Origin of the sequence: Corallococcus sp. AB049A (assembly GCF_003668885.1) — a bacterium.
GTDB lineage: Bacteria > Myxococcota > Myxococcia > Myxococcales > Myxococcaceae > Corallococcus > Corallococcus interemptor.
In genome coordinates this window covers 1-20,735 of the sequence record NZ_RAWL01000123.1, presented here as the reverse complement: position 1 = coordinate 20,735, position 20,735 = coordinate 1, and the positions used below count along the sequence as shown (strand labels likewise).

Below are 20,735 nucleotides of genomic sequence, written 5' to 3'. Positions count from 1 at the left end.
AGAGGTGTATAAGAGACAGGCATACAGCGGCCAGCGGTCCGAGCCGTCGTGGAACGTGTTGGCGAGCACCTGGAAGAACTCCGCGCGGTTCTGCTCGAAGCCCTTCCACGCCAGGTTCTGCGGCGAGAACGTGGGCCCCCACGCCTTCCATGGCGCGCCCGGCTGGATGTCCGGCGGGTTGCCGAAGCGCAGCACCACCCACGACAGGAACAGCGCCACGCCGGGCACCACGCCCAGCAGCGCCGGCACGCGCGGCCGCAGCCGGGCCGCGACTCCGTGCGCGGTGGAGTCCTCCGGCACCGGGGTGGTGAAGAGCAGCCACGGCAGCCCGAACGCCAGGAAGCCGAAGGCCTGCACGTGGAAGAGCAGCACCGCCACCAGGCACACCGCCAGCCCCACGCCCCAGCGCGTCCGGCGCGGCGCGTCCGTCAGCGTCCGCACGAAGAGGCCGCAGCACACGAGCGTCAGCGGCAGCGCCGCCAGGTAGTTGATGAAGCCCCAGCCGAAGCTGTCCCCGTACGCCAGCGGCAGCGTGAGCAGCGCGGGCCACGACGGCCGGCCCAGGCCGCGCAGCAGGAACGCCATGCCCAGCGGCATCCCCACCACGTACGCGGTGAGGAAGACGCGGTTGGCCAGCTCCAGCGGCAACAGCCAGTTGAGCGCGCTGACGAGGTAGTAGTACCCGAGGTAGGGCGTCAGCTCGTGCCGCGCCGCGAACAGCGTGGGGTAGAGCGTCGTCGGGTCGTCCAGCCGGTGCAGCACCGAGATGAGGTACAGGTGCTGCGGCAGGTCCACCATGGGGATGGCGCGCGACACCCAGAGCGGGAGCGCCCCCAGGACGAGCGCGGCGGCGAAGGCGATGCGGTCGGTTCGGTTCGTCACGGGCAGGAGGGCGCGGACTGTACGCGCGCGCCCTGGCGCCCGGCGAGCGCACCGTGTGCTCCGTTGAAGGGTAGGCAAAGGTACGTGCGAACGCCTTGGCAGGGGGAATGCCCTGCGCTATAGGCCGAGGACGGCGGACGCCTCCCCCCAATGGCTTCCGGGGCCTTCGCCAAGGAGAGCGGACATGGCACGCAGCGCGACGTTGATGACCGCGGGATTGCTGCTGGGCGGCCTCTGGCTGGTGCCCGCCAGCGCCCACGCTTGCGAGGCCCACGCGAAGGCGGCGGCCTCCAAGGGCGCCGCGCCCCAGACGCCCGCGCCGGAGGCGAAGCAGGACGACGCCCCGCGCCCCCTGGAGGAGCTGGATCAGCTGCTGACGGCCAGGTGCTCCTGCGGCAGCAAGGCGGACTGCACCTGCAAGCGCGGCAAGTGCGAGTGCTCCAAGTGCTCGGGCCGCCATGCGCCGCGCCAGGTGACGGACGCGCTGCGCGGCAGCCCCGCCACGCAGCAGCTCCAGGAGGCGCGCAACGACGCCTCCGCCGGCATCTTCATCTGAGGCAGGGACGGGGGGCCGTGGATGGCCCCCAGGCGTTACGGGCGGCTCAGGCCTGCGGGCTGGAGGAGCGCCCGCGCGGCGCGGGGATTCCGCCCTCGGCCACGAGCACGGGCCAGCCGCGCGCCATGGCCTCGCGGAAGAAGGCCGCCAGCTCATGCCGGCTGGTGTTCACCGCGCCCTGGAACGGGTCGATGAGGGCCTCCTCGCCCAGGCTCTGCTGCGAGGACAGCTGCACCGGGTGCCCGCAGCGCTCGCAGCGGATGGACACCTGGCGCACCAGGGCCACCGGCACCGCGTAGCGGGCACTGCACTCGCCGCACTTCCACACCAGGGCGCGCTCGCCGGCTTCCCGGCGGGCCAGGTGCTCCAGCTCGTCCGCTAGGCGCAGCAGCGCCGGCAGGTCCTGGGGCGGCTGGGCGAAGATGGCGCTGGGGCCGTAGCCCTTTCCCGGCGAGCCCAGGGCCGGGGGACGGTCCCCCTGGAGCAGGGCGCGCAGGCGGTCGCGGGCTTTCAGGTCGCGGAACTCGGCGCCGGCGAGGGCGCGCTCCACGGCTTCGAGCACCGGAGGCAGGTTCGGCTCAAGCCGCTCCTCGTCTGGCAGCGTCTTGGGGAAGTCCACCAGCCGGTGGGCGGGAAGTGCGAGAAATCGGAAGGCCACGTCTCTTCCATGGCACTTGGGCCCGCCATCCGCAAGACGCGAGTTGCCAAACATGGGACGCGGGCGACAGTCCCGCGCCCCACCGTGTTTCAGGCGGACCACTCCAGCATCCGCTTCAGGGGAGCGAGCGCCGCGTGCTGCAGGTCCGCCGGCAGCACCAGCTCCGGCGTCCTGTCCTTCATGCACCGGTAGAGCTTCTCCAGCGTGTTCAGGCGCATGTACGGGCACTCGTTGCACGCGCAGCCGTTGTCCGGCGGCGCCGGGATGTACGTCTTGTCCGGCGCGGCCTTCTTCATCTGGTGGAGGATGCCGGCCTCCGTCACCACGATGAACTTCTTCTTCGGGCTCTTCACCACGTAGTCGAGGATGGCCTTGGTGGAGCCGATGAAGTCCGCGTGCCGCAGCACCTGCTGCTCGCACTCCGGGTGGGCCACCACCTCCGCGTCCGGGTGCTCCACCTTCAGCCCCACCAGCTTCTTCTCGCTGAAGATTTCGTGGACGATGCAGCTGCCCGGCCACAGCACCATGTCCCGGCCCGTCTCCTTCATCACGTGACGGCCCAGGTGTTGATCCGGCGCGAAGAGGATGGGCCGGTCCTTCGGAATCTGGTTCACGATGCGGACGGCGTTGGACGACGTGCAGATGACGTCGCTCATCGCCTTCACCGCGGCGGAGCTGTTCACGTACGACACCACGAAGGCGTCCGGGTGCTTGTCCTTGAATGCCTTGAAGGCCGCGGGGGGGCAGCGGTCCGACAGCGAGCAGCCGGCCTTGAGGTCCGGGAGCAACACCTGTCGGGTAGGATTCAAAATCTTGGCGGTCTCCGCCATGAAGTGCACACCACAGAAGACGATGACGTCCGCTTCCGTCCGGGCCGCCGCCTGCGCCAGCGCGAGGCTGTCGCCGACGAAGTCAGCCACGTCCTGCACTTCGCTCTCCTGGTAGTAGTGCGCCAGGATGACCGCGTTCATGGAGCGCTTCAGCTCCCGGATTCCGGCCTCGTAATCCACCGTCTCGCCCATGGGGGGCCTCCTCGTCGCCCGCGCATTCTGTAACCGCGACGGACGCCCGGGGCCAGCGCGCTGAGCGGCACTCCCTCCGTGCGTCCTACCCACCAAGGGGTCCGGGCTGACCGCGCGTCTTTAACCTATTCCGGAAAGTCTCTTACCCCCGCGTACATCACCTAATTCATGGGAGCAGGTAAAGTACACGGTGGTTGTTCGCCGGCGGCTCACCGGGAAGGCGTCTCAGCGCGGGCCCGCTGGCAACAAGAGAGAGCACCTGGCTCGGACACTCAAGACAAGTGGATGGCGGAACGGGGCGCGTGCGAGCCCCGTGTCGACGGGAATGGCGCCATGCACGGGCGCCGGTGTGACTCTTGCGCGTCGGAGAAAATCCATGAGCGTGCCGACTCATGAAGTCCTCATCGTCCACCCCAACGAGGTGCGCCGCAACGCGCTGAAGTCCGCGTTGAACGCGCATCGTGTCTCGGTGGTGGGCTCACAGCTGGAAGCCACGCGGTGCATGGAGTCATCCGTGCCCACGTTGATCATCGCGCCCGCGGACAACGCGCGCCGCTTCCTGCGCCACGTGGACCGCGCGGCGCCGGAGGCCGTCTGCGTGTTCGTCTGCGCCCGGTCGGATCAGCACGGGCTGGAGGAGCTGGTGGAGACGGCCGCGGAGGGGCACGTCTTCAGCACGGTGGATGACGCGCTGACCGAAGGCGAGTTGACCCTGCGCCTGCGCGACATCCTCCAGCTGCGCGCCTCCACGCGCGTGTCGCTGGACGCGGGGATGCGCGTGGACTTCAAGCTGCGCGGCCAGCCCTTCATCGCGGAGTGCCAGGACCTGGGCCACTTCGGCGCCGCGCTCCAGGTGCCCATGGACGCGTCGCTCGCGGCCTTCCTGCCGGGCACGCCCCTGGACTCGCTGGTCATGGTTCGCGACGGCCGGCCCGTGCTGCACGTGGCGCGCGCCTACGTGCGGCACGCCACCCCCATCCAGCAGGGGACGCACGCCTTCCTGCGGGTGGGCATCTCCTGGCGCCCTTCCCAAGACGAGTCCACCGCCGCCCCGCCGCGCACGCTGCGGGACGCGGTGGCGGTGCAGGCCGCGCTGCGCAAGGCGCTCCGGCGCGAGCTGCCCGTGTGGCTGCACCCGCCGGACAGCCAGGCGGCGCACTTCCGGCTGGAGAACGCGACGGTGGAGGCGAGCGACGAGCGGGGCCTCTTGCGCGGGCAGGTGTCCCCGGCGCTGCCCACGAGCGTGGGCGAGGTCGTCCACCTCTCCTTCGAGATGGGCGGCCAGCACTACCGGGGCGTCACCAGCATGCTCCACGTGGGGCATGACGGCGTGGCGCTGGGGCTGCCCCGCTCGCTCGCGGTGGAGAACCGGCGCGGCCAGCCGCGCTTCCGCCCCGGCGCGCAGCACCGCTTCCTCGTGGGCTTCACCTCGCCCTTCAGCGGCCAGCGCATCACCCGCGCGGTGCTGGACCTGGGCGCGGGCGGGTTCGCCTTCCCCATCGACGCGTCGTGCGAGGTGCTGCCGGTGGGCTCGCAGCTGGACACCACGCTGCTCTTGCCGGACGGCCTGGAGGTGGCGTGCCGCGTGGAGGTGCGCTCGGTGGACGTCGTGCCGTTCGAGTCCCGGCAGGATCAGCGCCTGAGGCCCTACCGCTGCGGCGTGCGCATCCTGGACATGCCGCGCGCGGTGCGCGACGCCATCGTGGATGCGTTCGTGGCCGCGCGCGCCCCCCAGGTGCGCGACGGCGCGGTGTTCCGCTTCCCGGACGTCTGGCGGATGATGGAGGATGCCCACTACACCTTCCACCCGGACCACCCCTTCGGCGAGGAGTCCCGCGTCCTGCCCGTGCTGGAGGAGACGCACGAGCGGCTGAGCCTCGCGCGCGAATTGGGGCGCTCGCTCGTCTTCACGGAGGAACATCGGCTCCTGGGGCACGTCAACGGCCTGCGCATGTACTCCGGCACGTGGCTGGTGCAGCACCTGGCCGTGATGCCGGGCTTCCGCCGCAGCGAGCAGATCTCCAGCGAGCTCACGTCGCTCGCGGTGGAGGTGGGCGAGGCGATGGAGGACGTGGAGTTCATCCGCTACATGTGGCGCACCGACAACCGGTGGCCGCACCGGCTGGGCACGTGGCTGGCGCGCGTGCTGGAGGGCCAGGGGCTGTGCCACCTGCGCCAGTTCCACTACCTGCGCGCGGACCTGGGCCAGAACCACGTCGTGGGCACAGGGGCGCTGCCCGCCGTGCGCGAGGCCGGCCCGGAGGACCGCCAGTGGCTGGAGTCGTACCTGCGCCGCCGGGGCGAGCTGGTGCGCCTGCTCAGCGAGGACCTGCGCGCGGACCCCGGCCCGGAAGGCGTCCTGGGTGAGCGCTTCCGGGCGGCGGGGCTGCACCGCGAGCGGCGGATGTTCGTGGTGGACGGGGAGGACGGTCCGCTCGCGATGGCGCTCCAGGACGAGGCCACGCCGGGCCTGAGCCTCATCGAGGTCACCAACGGCTTCAACCTGGTGGTGGCGGACCGCGAGCACCCCCGCGCGAAGGACGCGGTGGCGGCGCTGGCGCTGCGGTGCATGGCGCACGCGCGCGAACGGGGCCGGGCTTCCGCGCTGGGCCTGGTGGACGCGCTGGACGTGCCGGCCCTGCGCGAGCTGGGCTTCGTGGACCAGGGCTGCTTCTCCGAGTGGACCTTCCACCGCTCCATGGTGCGCCGCTGGTGCGAGGCCTGGCGCTCGCTCTTCGAGCGGCAGATGCCCATGCGGCGGCGCTCGAAGCCCCGGGCCTCCGCCCAGGCCGTGGCGTCCAACCTGAAGCAGGAGGTGCGGTGATGTACCTCATGGAATCCGCCGACGAGTCCCGCCGACTCCTGGAGCAGGAGCAGTCCCAGGACACGCGCGCCATGCTGCGCCGCACGGGCCTCAAGCCGGGGGACCGCGTGCTGGACGCCGGCTGCGGCCCCGGCGGCATCGCGGAGCTGATGGCGGAGCTGGTGGGGGAGGGCGGCCACGTCACCGGCGTGGACCTGCACGAGGGCCGCGTCGCGGAGGCCCGCTCCCGCAACGCCCACCGCCCGCACCTGACGTTCCTCCAGGCGGACGTGCGCACCACCGGGCTGCCCCCGGACGCGTTCGACTACGCCTGGAGCCAGTACGTCTTCGAGTACCTGCCGGACCGCAACCTGGCGCTCGCGGAGCTCATCCGCGTGACGCGGCCCGGGGGGCGGGTGGTGGTGTCCGACATCGACGGGCTGGGGTTCCAGAACTGGCCCTTCCCGGAGCACCTGCGCGCGGGCACCCAGCGCATCGTGGAGGCGCTGGCGTCGCGCGGGTTCGACCTGTACGTCGGCCGCAAGCTGTTCTCCGAGTTCCGCCGCGCGGGGCTCACCGACGTGCGCGTGCACCTGATGCCCTTCTACCTCTCCCCGGGCGCGGCGGAGGCCCGGCTCGTGCGTGACTGGAAGACGCGCTTCGAGGCGCTGGCGCCGGTGGGCACGGCGGCCTTCGGCGGACTGGAGGCCTACCAGGCGCACTGCGCCGACTTCCTGGCGATGCTCGAGGACCCGGAGGGACTGAAGTACGCGGTGACGCTCGTCACCGAAGGAACGAAGCCGTGACCCAACGCCTGCCGGCGGTGAAGGTGCAGGACGTGTCACCGGACAACGCTCCGGAGGTGAGCGTCCGCGCCACGTCCACGCTGCTGCTGTACTTCGAGCACCGCTACGGCGCGGAGCGGCTGGCCAAGGCCTGGCGCGACCACGGGTTCAGCCTGGGGCTGGACTACATGCGCCAGCCCACCAACTACGTCTCGCTGCGCTTCCTGGAGCGCGTGGCCGCGGCCCTGCGCGACGAGTCCGGTGACTCGCGCTTCATGCGCGAGGCGGGCCTGTTCACCGCGTCGCCGCAGGCGCTGGGCTTCGTCTTCTACATGCTGCGCGCCTTCGGCTCGCCCAAGGCCTGCTACAAGCAGACCATCGACTTCTCCCCCAGCTACAACCGGGTGGGGGCGTTCACGGTGGACCTGCTGGAGCACAAGCGGCTCAAGCTGTCCTACCGCAGCGCCATCCCGGAGCAGAACCGCAACATCTGCGAGCTGCGCATGGGCCAGTTCGCGTCCTTCCCCACCATCTGGGGCCTGGCGCCCGCGGAGGTGCGGGAGACGGAGTGCCAGGTGCTGGGCGGCCAGGCGTGCCGCTACCACCTCACCTGGACCGACCCGCCCACGCTCTGGGGCCACTACCTGGGCCTGCTCTTGGGCATGGTGAGCGGCCTGCTGGCCACGCAGCTGGGCTGGGGCGACGCGCTCTTCTCCGTGACGTCGCTGGGCATGGGCGGCTTCGCGCTGGGCGGCTGGCTGGACCGGCGGCGCGAGCTCAAGCGCAAGGACGAACTGCTCGCGGCGCAGGCCCAGGCCAACATGGGCTCGCTGCGGGAGCTGCAGCAGCGCTACGACGAAGTGTTTGGCAGCAACGTCGCGTTGGAGGACCGCGTCGCCGCGCGCACGCGCGAACTGTCGGAGGCCAACGAGAAGCTGGAGGCGGCGCTCGTCAAGCAGCGCGAGCAGGACCGGTTGAAGACGGAGTTCTTCGACAACGTGAGCCACGAGCTGCGCACGCCGCTCACGCTCATCCTGCTGTCGCTGGACACGCTCCAGAAGGAGCCGGAGTCGCTGCCCACGGTGGTGCGGCAGCACCTGGTGACGTTGGATCGCAGCACGCAGCGGCTCTTGCGGCTCATCGACAACCTGCTCAACCTGGCGCAGCTGGAGGCGGGCAAGGTGCGCCTGCGCTACCAGCCGCTGGAGCTGCACGCGTTCCTGTCCTCGCAGCTGTTGCCCTTCCGCACCGTGGCGGAGAAGCAGGGGATTTCACTGTCGCTGGAGGGCGGCCCGGTGTCGCCCGTGCACGTGGACGCGGAGCGGATCGAGGGCGTGTTCCACAACCTGGTCTCCAACGCGCTCAAGTTCACCCCGGCCGGCGGCAGCATCGCGGTGCGCCTGCGCGAGGACGACGCGGACGTGCACGTGGAGGTGGTGGACACGGGACAGGGCATGGCGCCCGCGGACCTGGCCGTCATCTTCGACCGCTTCGCCCAGGCGGATACGTCCGGCACGCGGCGCTTCGGGGGCAGCGGCATCGGCCTGGCGCTGGTGAAGGAGACGCTGGAGCTGCACTCGGGCGGCATCGAGGTGTCGAGCACGCCGGGCCAGGGCAGCAGCTTCCGCGTGCGGCTGCCCAAGGGGACGCAGCATCTGCGCGAGGATTTGCGCGAGCGCCGCTCCACGGACCTGCCCACGCGCCGTGAGCGCCGCAGCTCCGGCCGCTTCGCCACCGTGCTGGCCGCCACCGTCGCCGGGACGCAGCGCCCCACGGAGCCCCAGGACCACACGCGCGCGGACTCGAAGGCCCCGCGCATCCTGGTGGTGGAGGACGACGCGGAGATCCGCGCCTTCATCGCGGACATCCTCGCGCCCAGCTACCGGGTGCTGGAGGCCACCAACGGTGAAGAGGGCGTGCGCCGCGCCATGGACGAGCGGCCGGACCTGGTGGTGTCCGACGTGATGATGCCGGTGCTGTCCGGCCTGAACCTCCTGGTGCAGCTGCGCTCGCATGCGCAGACGGTGGACATGCCCGTCATCCTGCTCACCGCGCGCCAGGAGATCTCCGCCAAGGTGGAGGCCCTGGGCGCGGGCGCCAATGACTACCTGGGCAAGCCCTTCAGCCCGCGCGAGCTGCTGGCGCGCGTGGAGACGCAGCTGCGCCTGCGCGAGGCGGCCGTGCGCGCGGCGGAGAACGAGCGGCTGGCGGCCATTGGCCTGCTCACCTCCGGCTTCGCGCACGAGGTGCGAAACCCCCTCAACGGGCTGATGAACGCGCTCATCCCGCTGAAGGAGGTCATGCAGGGGAAGCAGACGGGCGGCGACCCCGACCTGGGCTCCGCGATGCTGGAGGTCATGGAGGAGTGCGGCCAGCGGATCCGCCACCTGGCGGAGTCGCTGCTGTCCTTCGTGCGCACGGCGGAGAAGCCGGTGGCGGTGCGGCTGGACACGGCGCTCGACTCCACGCTCAACGTGCTGGGCTGGCGCATCCCCCCGGGCGTCGTGGTGGAGCGCACCTACCAGTGCGCGGAGCCCATCTGGGGCGACCCGGGCACCCTCAACCAGGTATGGCTCAACCTGCTGGACAACGCCGTGCGCGCGGTGGGCGACGCCGGCCGCGTGCAGGTGGAGACGGCCCAGCAGGGCGACGAGGCGCTGGTCATCATCTCCGACACCGGCGTGGGCATCCGCCCGGAGGACCTGGAGCGGCTCTTCCAGCCCTTCTTCTCCACTCGCGCCGCCGGGGAGGGCACCGGCCTGGGCCTGGCCTTGAGCCGCCGCATCATCCTGCAGCACGGCGGCCGCATCCACATCACCAGCCAGATGGGCAAGGGCACGCGCGTGGAGGTCCGGCTGCCGCTGCGCCCGGCCCACGCGGAGCCCCTGGCCGCCACCCCCACCACGGGTGCGAGTCGCGGGCGGTGGTCGCGGCGCATCGGCTGACGCGGCCCGCCACGAACGGACAGCGCGCGGGGGGCTCGACGGGCCGCCCGCGCAGGGGGCGGGAATTCCCATGGACGCGGGGTGTCCTCTGTCCTCGCCGAGGGCGGGACTCCTGTTACAGTCGCGCGACTTTTCGTTCCCCCTCACAAGAAATCCGTTCGAGGAACTCACGGCATGCAAAGCACCGTCGCCGCGGGCGAGGCCCGCAAGGGGCATCCCCCGGGCCTGTACCTGTTGTTCGCCACCGAGATGTGGGAGCGCATGTCCTATTACGGCATGCGCGGCCTGCTGGTGCTCTTCCTCACCGACAAGGTGCGGGGCGGGTTTGGCTGGTCCGCGGCGGACGCGCTGGGCCTGTACGGCACGTACACGGGCCTCGTGTACCTGACGCCCATCCTGGGCGGCTACATCGCGGACCGCTACATCGGCCAGCGCAAGGCGGTGGTGCTGGGCGGCGCGTTGATGGTGATTGGCCACCTGCTGCTAGCGCTACCCGGCATCTCCATCTTCTACGCGGGCCTGGGCTTCCTGATCATCGGCAACGGCTTCTTCAAGCCCAACATCTCCACCATGGTGGGCGGGCTGTACCCCGCGGGTGACGGCCGGCGCGACGGTGCCTTCACCATCTTCTACATGGGCATCAACCTGGGCGCCGTGCTGGGCAACTTCATCTGCGGCACGCTGGGTGAGCGCGTGGGCTGGCACTGGGGCTTCGGCTCCGCCGGCGTGGGCATGACGCTGGGCCTGATCATCTTCATGGCGCTTTCGCGCAGGTTCCTGGGCACCGTGGGCCTCGCGCCCGCGCCGCGCCCCACCGAGGCGCAGAAGACGACGCCGGACGGCAAGCACCACGCCTTCAGCCGCCAGGAGTGGGACCGCATCATCGTCATCTTCATCATCGCGCTGTTCGTGGTCGCGTTCTGGACGGGCTTCGAGCAGGCCGGCGGCCTGATGAACCTCTACACGGACCAGAAGGTGGACCGGACCATGTTCGGCTGGGAGGTGCCCACCACCTGGTTCCAGAACTTCAACTCCGTCTTCATCGTCACGCTGGCGCCCCTCTTCGCGGCGGTGTGGAGCTCGCTGGCGGCGAAGGGCAAGGACCTGAGCATCCCGGTGAAGATGTCCCTGGGCCTCATCTTCCTGGCCGTGGGCTTCGCCTTCATGCTGGGCGCCTCCAAGGAGAGCGCGGCGGACGGCAAGGCGGCGGCGTGGTGGGTCATCATGGCGTACCTCTTCCACACCATGGGCGAGCTGTGCCTGTCGCCGGTGGGCCTGTCCATGGTGAGCAAGGTGGCGCCCCAGCGCGTCGTGTCCGCGATGATGGGCGTGTGGTTCCTGGCGAACGCGGTGGCCAACAAGCTGTCCGGCGTGCTGGGTGGCTACTCGGAGAAGATGGGCGAGTTCAGCGTGTTCCTCACCATCGTCATCGGCGCGGGCCTGGCGGGCGTCATCCTGCTGTTCCTCGCCCCCATGCTGAAGCGGATGATGCACGGCACGGACGAGGTGACGCCCGCGCCGGCCCCCGCGCACCAGGAAGGCACCGTCCACCCGGCCACCTGAGCCGGCCCCCAGCGACAGGTAGAGCAGTCTTGCTGAAGCACGAACGCCGGAGCGCCCCCTGGGTGCTCCGGCGTTTTTCGTGGGCCCCGTGGGCCCTGCACGCCCGCTCCCGCGTGGGTATCGATTCTTCAAGGGCCCATGCGGATCCAGATTGGAAAGAGCCGCTCGCCGGATTGCGCCGCCGCGGCGCGGGAGGCGAGCCATCAGGCGCTGCGAGGCGTGGACGCGCCCACCTTCGCGCTCATGCTGTGCACGGACCAGTACGACGCTCCGGAGTTGGCGTCCGCGATTGACGCGGAGCTGGGGAAGCTCCCCTGGGCCGGGTGCTGCGCGGCGGGCGTCTTCGTGGGCACCGAGCTGTTGCTCCAGGGGCTGGTCATCGCGCTCTTCCACGGCGACGACTTCCTCGTGGGCGTGGGGATGGGCGGCCCCGTCAGCGTGCACCCCCGGGCGGCCGGGCGCGCGGCGGTGGCCGAGGCCGTAGCCAGGCTGCCGCTCAAGCCGCCCGGGTTCCGCCGGACGCTGTTCGTCCTGCCGGATGCGCTGAGCGGCAACTCCACGGAGGTCGTGCGCGGCGCCCAGCGGGAAGCGGGCGCGGGCATCCGCTGGGCGGGCGGCGGCGCGGGCAACACCGTCCCGTTCGTCAAGAGCGCCCAGTTCGTGCAGGGGCAGGCCTACGAGGACCAGGTGGTGGTGATTGCGTTTGATGCCCGGGAGCCGTTGGGCGTGGGCATCCAGCACGGCTGGTCTCCGTATGGTCCGCCCTCGCAGGTCACCAAGGCCCGGGGCTCGACCGCCGTCGAGCTGGACTACGAGCGCGCCTTCGAGGTCTACCGGCACACGGCCGAGAGCCGGGGAGACGCCCTGGACACGCGCGGCTTCCCCCGCTTCGCGATGAACCACCCGCTGGGGATTCCCCAGGCCAATGGCGAGTTCGTGATCCGCGACCCGCTGTCCGTCGAACCCGACGGCTCGGTCCGCTTCATCGCGGAGGTTCCGGATGGCTCCCTGGTCCGCGTGATGCAGGGCAAGCGCACGGACCTGCTCGACGCGGCGGCCATCGCGGCCACCCTGGCGCGGGAGGCAACGCCCGGCACGCTGGGCGGCGCGGTGGTGTTCGATTGCGTCTCCCGGTACCTCGTCCTGGGGGACGGCGTCCGGGACGAGCTCGCGGCGTTCCAGGCCGCGCTCGGAGAGGGAGTTCCGCTCGTGGGCTGTCTGACCCTGGGGGAGGTGGGGGCCATGGGCGGCGGCGTCCCCCAGTTCCACAACAAGACCGCGGTGGTGGTCGCCTTGCCCGGTTGAGGCAACGAGGTGGCGCATGGTGGACCTGAGCGCGGACGCGGACCACAAGCTCACCGAGGAGCGGCTGGCGCTGTTGAGCGTGCTCCAGGAGCTCACCGTCGCCGCGCTGGACCTGCTCAATCCCTGCACGCCCGCGGATGACTTCCTGGACCGCGTCGCGGAGCGGCTGGGATGCGCGGTCGCCCTCTGGCTCCAGCCGGACGCGCGAGGGCAGGTCGGCCTGCTGGGGGCGAGCGGGCTGTCCCCGGCCTCCCGCCAGATCCCCATTCCCAGGCTGTCCCCGCACCCGAGGCAGCCCGGGGCCCTCTGGGTGGACCTGCCCTATCCGGAGCTGGCCTCGCCGGGCCTCGTGCGCTGGTCCGTGCCCATCGACGATGCCGGGGCGCCCTCCAGCCTGCTGCTGATGTACTTCGACCGCGAGCCGCACCTGCCCCGGCAGTACCGGGGCATGGTGGAGCGGCTGGGGGGCGTGCTCCGCACGGCGCTCGTCCACCGGCAGCTCTTCGCCCGGACCCTGGACAGCGAGCGCGCGCTCCAGCGTGAGCGGGACTTCAGCTCCGCGGTCCTGGACACGGCGCGGGCGCTGGTCATCGTCCTGGATCCCGAAGGGAAGATCGTCCGCTTCAACCGGGCGTGCCAGGAGGTGACGGGCTACTCCTTCGAGGAGCTGCGCGGTGAGCCCTTCTGGAAGCGGCTCCTGCCGCCGGACGAAGCCGCGCGGGTGGTGACGCACTTCGCCGTGCTCGCGTCCGGGCGGGGGTTCGAGCAGTACGAGTCCCACTGGCTGACACGCAAGGGAGAGCGCCGCCTCATCTCCTGGTCCAGCAACGTCCTGCGAGGCGAGTCCGGGGCAATCGAATACATCATCAGCACCGGCATCGACATCACCGAGCACCGCCGGACGCAGCAGGAGCGCGACCAGACCTTCCAGAGAGAACAGCAGGCGCGCGCCCGCGCGGAGGAGCAGGAGGGGCGGTCCGCGCTGCTGGCGGAGGCGTCCGGGTTGCTCGCCGGCTCGCTCGCTCCCGAGGACGCGCTGCGGAGCGTGGCGGCGCTGACCGTCCAGCGGTTCGCGGACTGGTGCGCGGTGGACCTCCTGGATGGAGGGCATTCCTTCCAGCGCATCGCCGAGGCCCGCTCGGAGGCGCTGCGGGACACCGTGCCCTCGCGGATGCACTGCTCGCTGCCCGACCTGGACGCCGCGCATGGCCCGGGGCGGGTGCTGCGCCTGGGCGAAGCGGAGTTCTGTCCGGACGGCTGCGCGGCCATGTCCCTGGGGTGCGTGCGGGACGCAGAGAGCCTGTCGGAGGTCGTCGAGTTCCAGTCGTGGATCTCCGTGCCGCTGCTCGCCCGGGAGCACGCGCTCGGCGCGCTCACGCTCGCGCGGATGAGGGGCGGGGGCCCGTATGGCCCGGCGGACCTGGCGCTCGCGCAGGAGCTGGCGCGCCGCGCGGCCATGGCGCTGGACAACGCGCGCCTCTACCAGCAGGCCCAGCTGGCGATTGGCCTGCGGGATGAATTCCTCTCCATCGCCTCGCATGAGCTGAAGACGCCCGTCACCTCGCTCCAGCTGTCGGTGCAGGGGCTGATGCGCCTGGGCCGGACGGGGGCGCTGCGCACCGTGCCGGTGGAGTCCGTGACGCACTCCCTGGAGGTCATCGAGCGTCAGGCGAAGCGGATGGCGAAGCTCGTCAACACCCTGCTGGACGTCTCCCGCATCCACGCCGGGAAGCTGGAGCTGGAGTTCGAGGAGGTGGACCTCGCCGCGCTCGTGCGCGACGTCGCGGCGCGCTTCACCCCGGAGCTGGCCTCGACGGGCACCCGGCTCCGGGTCCACGCCGGCACGGCGATGCCGGGCGTGTGGGACCGCTCGCGGTTGGATCAGATCGTCACCAACCTGCTCTCCAATGCCATCAAGTACGGAGAGGGGCGGCCCATTGAAGCCCGGGTGGAGGGGGACGCGGAGGTGGCGCGCCTGGAGGTCCGGGACCAGGGCATCGGCATCCCGGCGGAGCGTCACGCGCGCATCTTCCGGGCCTTCGAGCGCGCGGTGTCGTCGCGCCACTACGGAGGCCTGGGATTGGGCCTCCACATCGTGAACCAGCTCGTCGAAAGGCTGGGAGGCTCGGTGCAGGTCGAAAGTGAGGCGGGGCAGGGGGCCACCTTCACGGTGGAGCTGCCCCGCCAGGGACCGCGGGCCGCGGCCCCCGCCGGGTTGGGACCCTAGGCCGGCTTCGGCTCCACGCTGGGGTTGCGGCCGTCCATGGGGGCCTGCGCGTCCGACTGGTAGTAGTCCCGCACCACGTAGCGGCGGGCCACCAGCGCCATGCCCACGGCCGCCGCGGACGCCAGGGCCGCGTAGAAGAAGAACTGCGCGGAGCCCGTGAAGACGTTGAGCGCCGCGGCGATGGCCACCGCCACGTTCGCCAGCGTGTTCGTCACCAGCCACACGCTCTGCACGGTGCCCTTCATCTCGCGGGGCGCCTGGGTGTACGCGAACTCCAGGCCCGTGGTGGACATGAGGATCTCCCCCAGCGTCAGCACGATGTACGGCAGCAGCTGCCAGGCGATGTTCAGCGTCGTGCCGCCCTCCATCACCACCTGGAAGACGCCGGCGATGACGAACGACAGCGCGCCAAACACCAGCCCCATGGGCATGCGCCGCAGCGGCGTCAGCTCCCAGCCCAGGCGCTGGAAGGCCGGGTAGATGATGACGGTGAGGAACGGAATCAGCACCATCACCAGCGCCGGGTTGATGAACTGCATCTGGCTGGGCTGGAACACGACGCTGCCCACGTGCGGATCCATGGCGCGCGCCTGCACCACCCAGGTGGACGCCTTCTGGTCGAACAACATCCAGAAGAAGGGGACGAAGGGCAGCATCAGCCCGGCCACGCGGAACACGGCCTTCACGCCCTCCACCGCCTCCGGCGGGTGCGCGGCCTTGGCCCTGTCCAACCAGTGGGCGCCCTTCGGCGCGTCACCCTTGAACGCGCTGAACACCACCTTGAGGAACGAATGCGGGTTGGGGCCCGTGGGCGGCACCATCACGTAGTGCTTGCGGCCGGCCCAGAAGATGACCGTGGCCAGGAACATCAGGATGCCCGGCACGCCAAAGGCCACCGCCGGCCCGAACTTCGTCATCAACAGGGGCACGAACAGCGACGCGAAGAACGAGCCGAAGTTGATGGTCCAGTAGAAGATGGCGTAGACCTTCTTCACCAGGTGGCGGTTGCCGTGGGTGAACTGGTCGCCCACCATCGCGGAGACGCACGGCTTGATGCCGCCTGAGCCAATCGCGATGAGCGTCAGGCCCGTGTAGAAGCCCGTCGCGTTGTCCTCGAAGAGCGCCAGACACGCGTGCCCGCCGCAGTACACGAGGCTCAGCACGAAGATGGTCTGGAACTTCCCGAAGAAGCGGTCCGCCAGGTAGCCGCCAATGAGCGGGAAGAAGTACACCCCCGCCATGAACAGGTGGAACAGGCCCTTCGCCTGGGCCTCCCGCGCCCCGGTCTCCGGCACGTGCGTGCGCAAGAGGTAGTCGATGAAGAACACCGTGAGGATGTTCCGCATCCCGTAGAAGCTGAAGCGCTCACAGGCCTCGTTCCCGATGATGTAGGGAATCTGGGGCGGGAAGCGGTTGGGGGCGGTCGAGGTCTCGGCCATGCCCCCACCCTACCGGGGCCCCTCAGGCCGCGTCCACGCGCTTGCCAATGCGGGCCCGGCGCGCCTTGCCCAGCACGTGCTTGAGGTAACGCCCGGTGTGGCTGGCCTCCACCTTCGCCACGTCCTCCGGCGTGCCCACGGCCAGGATGTTGCCGCCGCCAGAGCCGCCCTCCGGCCCCAGGTCCACCAGCCAGTCCGCGCTCTTGATGACGTCCAGGTTGTGCTCGATGACGAGCACGCTGTTGCCCGCCTCCACCAGCCGGTTGAGCACGGAGAGCAGCTTGCGGATGTCCTCGAAGTGCAGGCCCGTGGTGGGCTCATCCAGGATGTAGAGCGTGCGCCCGGTGGCCACCCGGGCCAGCTCGCGGGCGAGCTTGATGCGCTGCGCTTCACCGCCGGACAGGGTGGGGGAGGGCTGGCCCAGCCGCAGGTAGCCCAGGCCCACGTCGGTGAGCGTCGTGAGCACGCGCATGATGTCCTTGTGCGCGCCGAAGTGGTCCACCGCCTCGCGCACGCTCAGGTCCAGCGTCTCCGCGATGTTCTTGCCCTTGTAGCGCACGCGCAGCGTCGCTTCGTTGAAGCGCTTGCCGTTGCAGACCTCGCAGGGGACGTACACGTCCGCCAGGAAGTGCATCTCCACCAGCTTCACGCCGTCGCCCTCGCACGCCTCGCAGCGGCCGCCCTTGATGTTGAAGCTGAAGCGCCCCGGGCCGTAGCCGAACGTCCGCGCCTCCGGCGTCATGGCGAAGACCTCCCGGATGGCGTCGAACACCTTGGTGTACGTGGCCGGGTTGCTGCGCGGCGTGCGGCCAATGGGCCGCTGGTCGATGTCGATGACCTTGTCCAGGTGCTCCAGGCCCTTGATGGCCTTGTGCTTCCCCATGGGCTCGCGGCTGTCGTAGAGGGCGCGCGCCAGGGCCGGGTAGAGGATTTCATTGATCAGCGTGGACTTGCCCGCGCCGGACACGCCCGTCACCGCCGTGAAGATGCCCAGCGGGATGTCCGCGTCCACGTTCTTCAGGTTGTTCTCCGTCGCGCCCACGATGGAGATCTGATGCTTGGGGTTCACCGGGCGGCGCGTCTCCGGGATCTCAATCTCCTGGCGTCCGGAGAGGTACGCGCCGGTGAGGCTCTTCTCGTCCGCCATCACCTGCTTGGGCGTGCCCTGGGACACCACCTGGCCGCCCAGCTCACCCGCGCCGGGGCCGAAGTCCACCAGGTAGTCCGCCTCCTCCATCGTCTCCTCGTCGTGCTCCACGACGATGACGGAGTTGCCCAGGTCGCGCAGGCGCTTGAGCGTGGCCAGCAGCTTGCCGTTGTCGCGCTGGTGCAGGCCGATGGAGGGCTCATCCAGGATGTAGATGACGCCCGTCAGCTCACTGCCCATCTGCGACGCCAGCCGGATGCGCTGGCTCTCACCGCCGGACAGCGTGGACGCGGTGCGGTCCAGGGTGAGGTAGCCCAGGCCCACGTCCACCAGGAAGGACAGGCGGCTGCGGATCTCCTTGAGCAGCTCCTGGGCGATCTTCTCCTCCTGCGCGGAGAGGCCCATCTGCGTCAGGAACGTCCGCGCCTCCGTGATGGTCATCCGGCTCAGGTCCACCAGCGTGCGCTGGTGCACCTTCACGGCGCGGCTCTCCGGGCGCAGGCGCTCGCCCTTGCAGGACGGGCAGGGCTTGTCGCTGAAGTACTTCTGCAGCTCCGCCTTGCGCGCCTCGGACGTCGTCGTCTTGAAGTTGCGCATGGTGCGGGCGAGCAGGCCCTCCCACTCCATGTCGTACTGGCCGTTGTCGCCCCACTGCACGGTGAAGGACTTGCCCTTCGCGCCGTTCATCAGGACGTCCTTCTCCCGCTTGGACAGCTTCGCGTACGGCACGTCCAGGTCGATCTTGAACGCCGTGGCCAGGCTCTCCACGAAGTCCGCCGTCCAGCCCTCGCCGCGGTTCATGCCGCTGGCCCACGGCTCAATCGCGCCGTCGCGGATGCTGCGCGTCTGGTCCGGCACCAGCAGGTCCGCGTCCATCTCCGGACGCGTGCCCAGGCCGTTGCAGTCCGTGCACATGCCCAGCGGGTTGTTGAAGGAGAACGACGCCGGCGTGAGGTCCCCGAAGGACAGGCCGCACGCGGGGCAGGCGTTCAATTCGCTCATCACGCGGTCGGACGCGAGATTTCCCTTCTCATCCGTGATGATGAGCGTGCCCTTGCCCTCGCGCAGCGCGGTCTCCACGGAGTCCGTCAGGCGCGTGCGCAGGTCCGGCTTCAACACCAGACGGTCGATGATGAGCGCGATGTCGTGCTTGGACTTCTTGTCCAGCTCGATGCGCTCCTCCAATTCCCGCACCTTGCCGTCCACGCGCGCGCGGGAGAAGCCGCGCTTCTGCGCCTCGGCCAGCAGGTCCTTGTGCTCGCCCTTGCGGTTCGTGACGATGGGCGCCAGCACCTGGAGCTTGGTGCCCGCGGGCAGCTTCATGATCTCATCCACGATCTGCTGCGCGCTCTGCTTGCCCACCTTGCGGCCGCAGTTGGGGCAGTGCTGCACCCCGATGGAGGCGTAGAGCACGCGCAGGTAGTCGTGCACCTCCGTGACGGTGCCCACCGTGGAGCGCGGGTTGTTGCTGGCCGCCTTCTGCTCGATGGAGATGGTGGGGGACAGGCCTCGCAGCGTGTCGTAGCGGGGCTTCTCCATCTGCCCCAGGAACTGGCGCGCGTAGGAGGACAGGCTCTCCACGTAGCGGCGCTGGCCTTCCGCGTAGAGCGTGTCGAACGCGAGCGAGCTCTTGCCGGAGCCCGACACGCCGGTGAACACCACGAGCTTCTTCTTCGGGATGTCCAGGGAGACGGTCTTGAGGTTGTGCTCCCTGGCACCGCGGATGGAAATGACGTCGGGCTCGGACATGGGGCGCGCTTTATCACTGAAAGGGTGTTCCGGTGCACGCAAAGGCGTAGGACCGGAGAGGTTCAGCGGAAACACCCCAGGACGCCGCCCGCATCCCCACCGCCAGCCGGGCACCCGGCCGTCCTGCGCGCTGCACTCCTCCCCGCTGGAAGTCGCACGGCCCCCGAGGACAGGAGGTCGGTGCGGCAGCCACCGTTTTAGAAGCTTTTGCAGTCGCTTCCACGAAACGTGGAATCTCCTGACTTACCCGTTAAAGCCCGTTCCCCAACGTGGGCGCCCGTTTGCCGTGTTGGCGGCGCGACGGCGCCTCGTTGGGACGTTCAGGCACCAGGGTTGCACCTTTCCAAGACAACCGGATCCACGCGCAGTGCTCTGTGGGGGGACACCGGTGCCGTGAGTCGGAAAGAGGGGGACTCTGTATGCGTGGACTCCGATGGCTGGTGTTGGCGGTGCTGGTGGCGGCGACGGCGTGTGAGCGGCCCACTTCACAGCAGGCACGCACGGGCTTCGCCGCCCGGCCGGAGCTCCTGGAGTTCGGCCCCGCCGCGGTGGGGCGCACCAAGACGCTGAAGCTGCGGCTGGCGAACCAGGGGCGCGCGTCGTACCGCGTGGAGGGCGCGCGCTCGTCGCTGCCCAACGTCAGCGTCCCCGCGTTCGACGCCTTCACCCTGACGGCCGGCGAGGAGCACGAGCTTGAAGTGCGCTTCACTCCGGACGTGGAGGGCGCGGTGCAGGGGCAGCTGGAGCTCTTCACGGACGCGTCCGGCGGCGCGGCGACGCAGGTGCCCGTCAGCGGGCGCGGCGTGAAGGCGCTGGTGGAGGTGCCGGAGACGGCGCTGGACTTCGGCAACGTGAACCTGGGGCTGGTGGAGATGCGCGAGGTGACGGTGCGCAACCCCTCCGACGTGGAGAGCCCGCTGGTGCTGTCGGTGGAGGGCTCGGACGCGGATCAATTCTCCGCCGGAGCCGGGCTGCCCTCCACGCTGGCGCCGCATGAGACGCGCAGGGTGGCGGTGGCCTTCAGCCCCGTGCGGCTGGGCAACGCGGTGGCGGCCCTGCACGTGGCCGTGTGCGACGGCTGCGAGCCCGCGGTGGTGACGCTGACGGGCACGGGCGTGGCCAGCGCGCTGGAGGTGACGCCGCTGCGCGTGGACTTCGGCCGGGTGGCGGTGGGCGCCACCGCCGAGGAGCGCATCACCGTGCGCAACCAGGGCACGGAGCCGCTCAGCTACAAGGGCGCGGTGCTGCTGGAGGACCCGTCCGGCGTGTTCAAGGTGGTGAACGCGCCCGCGCTCCCCAGCGACGTGCTGCTGCCGGGCGCGGTGGTGGAGCTGCGCGTGGCCTTCACGCCCAAGGCGACCGGTAGGGTGCGCGACGGCCGCGTGGAGGTGGCCGTGCGCAAGCCCGGCACGACGTCGCCCGGACCCAAGGTGTCGCTGACGGGCGAGGGCGGCGCGTCGTGCGTGGAGGTGCTGCCCTCGCACCTGGACTTCGGGCCGGTGGCCTACGGCATGACGGCCACGCGCGACGTCACGGTGCACAACCGCTGCCGCGAGGAGACCACCGTCACCGGGCTGCACCTCACCACGCAGGCGGGCGGCTACTTCACGCTCGCGCAGCCGTCGTCCTCGCAGCCGGTGGCGCCGGGGGGCAC

At 70.5% G+C, this 20,735-nt stretch carries 12 protein-coding genes and 1 pseudogene; 8 read left to right on the top strand and 5 right to left on the bottom strand.

Annotation, left to right across the window (positions count from 1 at the left end; translation table 11 throughout):
- A pseudogene (locus tag D7X55_RS15790) lies at window positions 1-882 on the bottom strand (hypothetical protein); the annotation flags it as partial.
- 184 nt (window positions 883-1,066) lie between these two features.
- Here D7X55_RS15790 and D7X55_RS15785 point away from each other — a divergent pair.
- Window positions 1,067-1,438, top strand: coding sequence for a metallothionein (locus D7X55_RS15785; RefSeq protein WP_120550932.1), 372 nt, complete (start codon window positions 1,067-1,069; stop codon window positions 1,436-1,438).
- Window positions 1,439-1,484: 46 nt separating this feature from the next.
- On the opposite strand, the gene D7X55_RS15780 is transcribed toward D7X55_RS15785, so the two are convergent.
- Window positions 1,485-2,096 (bottom strand): hypothetical protein, encoded by a 612-nt coding sequence (locus D7X55_RS15780; RefSeq protein ID WP_120550931.1) that lies wholly within the window; start codon window positions 2,094-2,096, stop codon window positions 1,485-1,487.
- 89 nt (window positions 2,097-2,185) lie between these two features.
- Window positions 2,186-3,118, bottom strand: a complete 933-nt coding sequence (nadA, locus tag D7X55_RS15775) for a quinolinate synthase NadA (protein ID WP_121723467.1) — start codon at window positions 3,116-3,118, stop codon at window positions 2,186-2,188.
- A gap of 376 nt (window positions 3,119-3,494) precedes the next feature.
- Between nadA and D7X55_RS15770 the strand changes: the two genes are divergently transcribed.
- The 6 genes from D7X55_RS15770 (at window position 3,495) to D7X55_RS15745 (ending at window position 14,746) form a co-directional block, all read left to right on the top strand.
- Window positions 3,495-5,942, top strand: a complete 2,448-nt coding sequence (locus tag D7X55_RS15770; protein WP_120550929.1) for a PilZ domain-containing protein — start codon at window positions 3,495-3,497, stop codon at window positions 5,940-5,942.
- Complete coding sequence (locus tag D7X55_RS15765) at window positions 5,942-6,727, top strand: methyltransferase domain-containing protein (RefSeq protein ID WP_199746981.1); 786 nt, start codon at window positions 5,942-5,944, stop codon at window positions 6,725-6,727. Before D7X55_RS15770 ends, D7X55_RS15765 begins: the two co-directional genes overlap by 1 nt.
- Window positions 6,724-9,651, top strand: coding sequence for an ATP-binding protein (locus tag D7X55_RS15760; RefSeq protein WP_121723466.1), 2,928 nt, complete (start codon window positions 6,724-6,726; stop codon window positions 9,649-9,651). The genes D7X55_RS15765 and D7X55_RS15760 overlap by 4 nt, the downstream gene beginning before the upstream one ends.
- Window positions 9,652-9,825: 174 nt before the next feature.
- Window positions 9,826-11,214 (top strand): peptide MFS transporter, encoded by a 1,389-nt coding sequence (locus D7X55_RS15755; protein WP_120550927.1) that lies wholly within the window; start codon window positions 9,826-9,828, stop codon window positions 11,212-11,214.
- Window positions 11,215-11,352: 138 nt separating this feature from the next.
- On the top strand, window positions 11,353-12,519 hold the full coding sequence (locus tag D7X55_RS15750) for an FIST signal transduction protein (RefSeq protein WP_121723465.1): 1,167 nt from the start codon (window positions 11,353-11,355) through the stop codon (window positions 12,517-12,519).
- Between the two features lie 16 nt (window positions 12,520-12,535).
- A complete protein-coding gene (locus D7X55_RS15745; protein WP_121723464.1) occupies window positions 12,536-14,746 on the top strand; it encodes a GAF domain-containing sensor histidine kinase in 2,211 nt (736 codons plus the stop codon).
- Here D7X55_RS15745 and D7X55_RS15740 read toward each other — a convergent pair.
- Window positions 14,743-16,185 carry a POT family MFS transporter gene (locus D7X55_RS15740; protein ID WP_121723463.1) on the bottom strand — a complete coding sequence of 481 codons (1,443 nt, stop codon included), beginning with the start codon at window positions 16,183-16,185 and terminating at the stop codon, window positions 14,743-14,745. The two genes, D7X55_RS15745 and D7X55_RS15740, sit on opposite strands and share 4 nt — an antisense overlap.
- A 22-nt stretch (window positions 16,186-16,207) precedes the next feature.
- Entirely contained in the window at window positions 16,208-19,081 is a 2,874-nt protein-coding gene (uvrA, locus tag D7X55_RS15735) for an excinuclease ABC subunit UvrA (RefSeq protein ID WP_121723462.1), read from the bottom strand.
- A 419-nt stretch (window positions 19,082-19,500) separates the two neighbouring features.
- On the opposite strand from uvrA, the gene D7X55_RS15730 reads away from it, so the two are divergent.
- Window positions 19,501-20,735 (top strand): choice-of-anchor D domain-containing protein (locus D7X55_RS15730; RefSeq protein ID WP_121723461.1); only part of this gene is annotated, 1,235 nt, incomplete at its 3' end.

What these genes read in the sequence shown, in the direction of transcription:
- D7X55_RS15755 (WP_120550927.1), top strand. Translation starts at nt 9,826, where the DNA reads ATGCAAAGCACCGTCGCCGCGGGCGAGGCCCGCAAGGGGCATCCCCCG.
- D7X55_RS15770 (WP_120550929.1), top strand. Translation starts at nt 3,495, where the DNA reads ATGAGCGTGCCGACTCATGAAGTCCTCATCGTCCACCCCAACGAGGTG.
- uvrA (WP_121723462.1), bottom strand. Translation starts at nt 19,081, where the DNA reads ATGTCCGAGCCCGACGTCATTTCCATCCGCGGTGCCAGGGAGCACAAC.
- nadA (WP_121723467.1), bottom strand. Translation starts at nt 3,118, where the DNA reads ATGGGCGAGACGGTGGATTACGAGGCCGGAATCCGGGAGCTGAAGCGC.
- D7X55_RS15750 (WP_121723465.1), top strand. Translation starts at nt 11,353, where the DNA reads ATGCGGATCCAGATTGGAAAGAGCCGCTCGCCGGATTGCGCCGCCGCG.
- D7X55_RS15765 (WP_199746981.1), top strand. Translation starts at nt 5,942, where the DNA reads ATGTACCTCATGGAATCCGCCGACGAGTCCCGCCGACTCCTGGAGCAG.
- D7X55_RS15745 (WP_121723464.1), top strand. Translation starts at nt 12,536, where the DNA reads ATGGTGGACCTGAGCGCGGACGCGGACCACAAGCTCACCGAGGAGCGG.
- D7X55_RS15785 (WP_120550932.1), top strand. Translation starts at nt 1,067, where the DNA reads ATGGCACGCAGCGCGACGTTGATGACCGCGGGATTGCTGCTGGGCGGC.
- D7X55_RS15740 (WP_121723463.1), bottom strand. Translation starts at nt 16,185, where the DNA reads ATGGCCGAGACCTCGACCGCCCCCAACCGCTTCCCGCCCCAGATTCCC.